The organism is Coprococcus intestinihominis, from assembly GCF_040096555.1.
Taxonomy (GTDB): domain Bacteria; phylum Bacillota; class Clostridia; order Lachnospirales; family Lachnospiraceae; genus Coprococcus_A; species Coprococcus_A intestinihominis.
In genome coordinates this window covers 1-4,733 of sequence record NZ_JBBMEK010000261.1, presented here as the reverse complement: position 1 = coordinate 4,733, position 4,733 = coordinate 1, and the positions used below count along the sequence as shown (strand labels likewise).

Below are 4,733 nucleotides of genomic sequence, written 5' to 3'. Positions count from 1 at the left end.
TCGATAAATGAATAGGATGATAAATATTTCCAATAAATATTAGCAAAAATGTCAAAAAAACATTAAAAAATGAATAAATATTCAGAAAACACTTCGTGGAGTTGCTTTGTTAAAGCTGCGAAGTGTTTTTTTTGCTGTACAATTCAAACAATATATGCTATAATTTAAATTATTTCATATGACTGTTGTTATTTAGTCTATTAACGTGATGCAGTATGCTATACAAATGGCATTTTTTGTACATAGACAAATGTCCGTCTTAGACGTTATAATAGCAGAAAACTAAATTGAATAGGAGAGAGAAAAGTGGGTAAATACATACTCAAGAGAATTGCACTTGCATTCGTGACCATTTGGGCAGTTGCCACGATCACATTCTTTCTGATGAACCTGGTTCCGGGCGGACCGTTCTTATCAGAGAAGGCAATCAGCCCTGCAGCAACAAAAGCGCTGGAAGCTAAGTATGGACTGGATAAACCTATGGCAGAACGTTATTTTACTTATATTTCCGATGCAGCTCACGGCGACTTCGGTGACAGCCTGAAGCAGAGGGGCCGTACAGTTATGGATATTATTGCGACAAAGTTCCCTGTATCCGCTAGATTAGGCGGAATGGCTGTCGTCCTTGCACTTTGTGTCGGTGTGCCGCTGGGTGTTCTGGCTGCATACAAGAGAGGCACTTTTATCGATAGTTTATTCAGTGTCATTGCCACCTGCGGCATTGCGGTGCCCGGGTTCGTTATCTGTACGCTGCTCCTTTACGTCTTTGGCGTTAAACTGCAGTGGCTGCCGACACTGGGTCTTAAGAGTGCGCAGAGCTACATTATGCCGGTGGTTGCGCTGGCAGCTTATCCGACATCATATATCATGCGTCTGATGCGTTCATCCATGCTGGATGTTCTCGGCCAGGATTATATGCGTACAGCGAAGGCAAAGGGTTTGTCACAGAAGGTTTCCCTGTTTAAGCATGCCCTTCGTAATGCAATCCTGCCTGTTATTACATATGTAGGTCCTATGCTGGCTTATACACTGACAGGTAGTTTTGTTACAGAGAAGATTTTTACAATTCCGGGTCTTGGCGGCGAATTCATCAAAGCCATCAATGGCCGTGATTACACGATGATCATGGGTACAACAATTTTCCTTGCGACGATCATGATCGTTATGAATGTTATTGTTGATATTGTCTACAAACTGGTAGACCCGCGTATCAAGCTGAAATAAACAGGAGGGTAAGTGATAATGGAGAAGAATCCGTTAAGTTTTCAATTAAAGTTAAATCCAGACGACTTCCTTCCGGCTACTGATGAAGAGAAGGAAGGCCTTGTTGTCATGCGTGACAGCGTCAGCTTCTGGAAAGATGGTTTCAGACGTCTGCGTAAGAACAAAGTGGCTATGGTTTGTCTGTTTATCATTATTATTGTTATGATTTTTGCCTTTATTGTTCCGGCATTTTATCCATACAGTTACGAACAGCAGATTCAGGGTGCGAATAACCTTGCACCGATGCAGTATTCTGCCAAAGAGATGGAGCAAATAGCAGCCGGCGAGAAGGTATTTCCGCATTTCTTCGGCACAGATAAGATGGGCCGTGATTATGCAATCCGTGTCATGATGGGAAGCCGTATCTCCCTGCTGGTTGGTATCATTGCAGCGGCGATCATTCTTGTCATCGGTTCTATTTTCGGTTCCATCGCTGCTTTTGCAGGCGGCTGGGTCGATCTGATCATGATGCGTATTGTTGATATTATTTATACCATTCCGGATGTCCTGCTGATCGTTCTTTTGTCCTTCGCTCTGAAGGCACCATTGAAGGTGTTGGCTCAGGCGCCGGGCTTCGGATGGATTTCCGTTGTTGGTGAGAACCTGATCAGTATTTTCATCGTATTCGCTCTTTTGTATTGGGTTGGTATGGCACGTATGGTACGAAGCCAGATCCTGATGCTGAAGGAAAGTGAATATGTTACAGCTGCAAGAGCACTGGGGGCATCTTCAGCGAGAATTATCAAGAAGCATCTGCTGACAAACTGTATCGGTACACTGATCGTTACAACAACACTGCAGATTCCGTCATCTATCTTTACGGAGAGTTTCCTGAGCTTCCTCGGTCTTGGTGTTGCTGTTCCGATGCCTTCTCTGGGAAGTCTTGCCAGTGATGCGATCAATGGTTTGAATACATATCCGTATCTGCTGTTTATTCCGGCAGCAGTTATCAGTTTGATTATTCTGAGCTTTAACTTACTGGGCGATGGCCTCAGAGATGCCTTTGACCCTAAACTTAAGAACTAGGAAGGAGAGTGTAAGATTATGTCAGAATATCTTGTAGATATACAGCACGAACGTCTTTCATTCTTCACACCTGCCGGTGAAGTTAAGGCATTGAATGACGTTTCTATCCATCTGAATGATGGTGAAGTCCTCGGTATTGTAGGAGAGAGTGGTTCAGGTAAATCCGTTACTGCATACAGTCTGATGGGACTGACTGCTTTCCCGGGTAAGTTAGTCGGTGGTACGATTGATTTTAACGGTCACCGTATCAACGATCTGTCTGAGAAGGAGTTCCGTAAGATCCGAGGCAACGAAGTATCGATTATTTTCCAGGATCCGATGACAAGTTTGAATCCTGTTTATACAATTGGCAACCAGATCATGGAAGTTATTCTTCTGCATACAGACAAGAATAAAGAGCAGGCCCGGGCCAGAGCCAAAGAACTTCTGGAACTGGTTGGTATCAATGAGCCTGAAAAGCGTCTGAAGCAGTATCCGCATGAGTTATCCGGCGGTATGAGACAGCGTGTTATGATTGCGATCGCATTGGCATGTGAACCGAAGCTTCTGATTGCCGATGAGCCGACAACAGCCCTTGATGTGACGATTCAGGCACAGATCCTTGAGTTGATGATGGAGCTGAAAGAGAAGCTTGGTATGGCGATCATCATGATCACCCATGACCTTGGTGTTGTTGCCAGCATGTGCGACAAGATTGCTGTTATGTATGCCGGACGTATTGTCGAATACGGTACAACGGATGATATTTTCTACAATCCGAAGCATGAATATACAAAGGGCCTTTTGAAGAGTATTCCGCGACTGGATGCCAAAGAGCATGAGCGTCTGGTGCCAATCGAAGGTACACCGATCGATTTGCTGAATCCGCCTGCAGGATGTCCGTTTGCACCGCGTTGTTCAAACTGTATGAAGATCTGCCTGAGAGAGATGGCACCGGTGACAACTTTCGATGATGTACACTATACACAGTGCTGGATGAACCAGAAGGAACAGATGGAAAGAGAGGCCGCAAAATGAGTGATAAATTAGTTCAGGTAGAACATTTGCAGCAGTACTTTCCGGCCGGTGGTTTTGGAAAGAACAAGAAATATGTTCAGGCTGTAGATGATGTTTCCTTCTTTATCAACAGAGGTGAAACACTTGGTCTTGTTGGTGAGTCCGGATGCGGTAAGACAACAACAGGACGTACACTGCTCCGTCTCTATGAACCGACGGGCGGCAGAATTATTTATGATGATAAGGTTATTTTTGATAAAGAAAAGAAGATTGCAGAGAATATGCTGCCTTATCGTAAGAAAATGCAGATTGTATTCCAGGATCCATACGCCAGTCTGGACCCGCGTATGACAGTCGGTGATATTGTCGGTGAACCAATTGATATCCACCATCTTGCATCTTCCAAGCAGGAGCGTTATGATATGATTATCGAGATGCTTCGTCGTGTTGGTCTGAACTCCGAGCATGCGAATCGTTATCCGCATGAGTTCTCAGGCGGTCAGCGTCAGCGTGTCGGCATTGCAAGAGCATTGGCTGTTCATCCGGAATTCATTGTGTGTGATGAGCCGATTTCTGCGCTGGATGTTTCTATTCAGGCGCAGGTTATCAATATGTTTGAGGATCTGCAGGAGAGCATGAATCTGACTTATCTGTTCATTGCCCATGATCTGTCCGTTGTTAAGCATATTTCCAACCGTATCGGCGTTATGTACCTTGGCAGAATGGTGGAACTTGCCGACAGCTATGAGCTGACAATGCACAGCCTGCATCCATATACAAAGAGTCTGATCTCTGCGATCCCGATCGCAGACCCGAAGCAGGCAAGGGCCAGCAAGCGTATCGCTCTTGAAGGCGATGTACCTAGCCCGCTGAATCCACCTTCAGGATGCCGTTTCAGAACACGCTGCCCATATGCAGACGAGCAGTGTGCGAAGGAAGTTCCGGAATTCAAGGAAGTGGCTCCGGGACATTATGCAGCTTGTCATCATCTGGACAAGTGCAACTAAAAGTATCGTTTCACAGACAGCGCTGTGAATGGTATAATGTGTAATTGTTCAGAGCTAAGCAAAATTTCAAAAAACAGGTATAAAATGCTTGCATTTTTAAGACTGTTTTTGAAATTTTATTTGGCGGATACGCCACACCGACGAAATGCGTAGCATTTTGGAGGTTAGCTCTGAACAGTTACAAATCCTGATAAGCAGTTATGCGGAATGCATAATGTTTATAGAAAATGCAAATTGTTCGGAGCCATGGTCCAAGCGGTTGGTTCTGAGCATCTGTAAAAAAGAAAAGGAGAAGAGAGAACATGAAAAAAAGAATCTTACCTCTTCTGCTGACAGCTGCTATGGTAGCTGGTCTGGCAGGCTGCGGCAGCTCCGCTGCAAAAGAAACAACAGCAGCAAGCGACAACAACCAGACAACAGCAGAATCCACAGAAGCTGGCA

General features: G+C 44.8%; 4 protein-coding genes. All 4 read left to right on the top strand.

The window, feature by feature from the left end; translation table 11 throughout:
• The first annotated feature begins 306 nt into the window (after window positions 1-306).
• Genes WMO25_RS15155 through WMO25_RS15140 form a run of 4 tightly spaced genes read left to right on the top strand, consistent with a single transcriptional unit; the run spans window position 307 to window position 4,292 of the window.
• Window positions 307-1,224, top strand: coding sequence for an ABC transporter permease (locus WMO25_RS15155; RefSeq protein WP_117540744.1), 918 nt, complete (start codon window positions 307-309; stop codon window positions 1,222-1,224).
• An 18-nt stretch (window positions 1,225-1,242) separates the two neighbouring features.
• The gene (locus WMO25_RS15150; RefSeq protein ID WP_178441345.1) at window positions 1,243-2,289 is read left to right on the top strand and encodes an ABC transporter permease; all 1,047 of its coding nucleotides are present in this window, start codon (window positions 1,243-1,245) and stop codon (window positions 2,287-2,289) included.
• An 18-nt stretch (window positions 2,290-2,307) separates the two neighbouring features.
• A complete protein-coding gene (locus WMO25_RS15145; protein WP_349086008.1) occupies window positions 2,308-3,306 on the top strand; it encodes an ABC transporter ATP-binding protein in 999 nt (332 codons plus the stop codon).
• Entirely contained in the window at window positions 3,303-4,292 is a 990-nt protein-coding gene (locus tag WMO25_RS15140) for an ABC transporter ATP-binding protein (protein WP_117540740.1), read from the top strand. Before WMO25_RS15145 ends, WMO25_RS15140 begins: the two co-directional genes overlap by 4 nt.
• The last annotated feature ends 441 nt before the right edge of the window (window positions 4,293-4,733 follow it).

Excerpts from the sequence above, each read along its gene's own strand:
- WMO25_RS15150 (WP_178441345.1), top strand. The coding sequence starts at position 1,243 with ATGGAGAAGAATCCGTTAAGTTTTCAATTAAAGTTAAATCCAGACGAC.
- WMO25_RS15145 (WP_349086008.1), top strand. The coding sequence starts at position 2,308 with ATGTCAGAATATCTTGTAGATATACAGCACGAACGTCTTTCATTCTTC.
- WMO25_RS15140 (WP_117540740.1), top strand. The coding sequence starts at position 3,303 with ATGAGTGATAAATTAGTTCAGGTAGAACATTTGCAGCAGTACTTTCCG.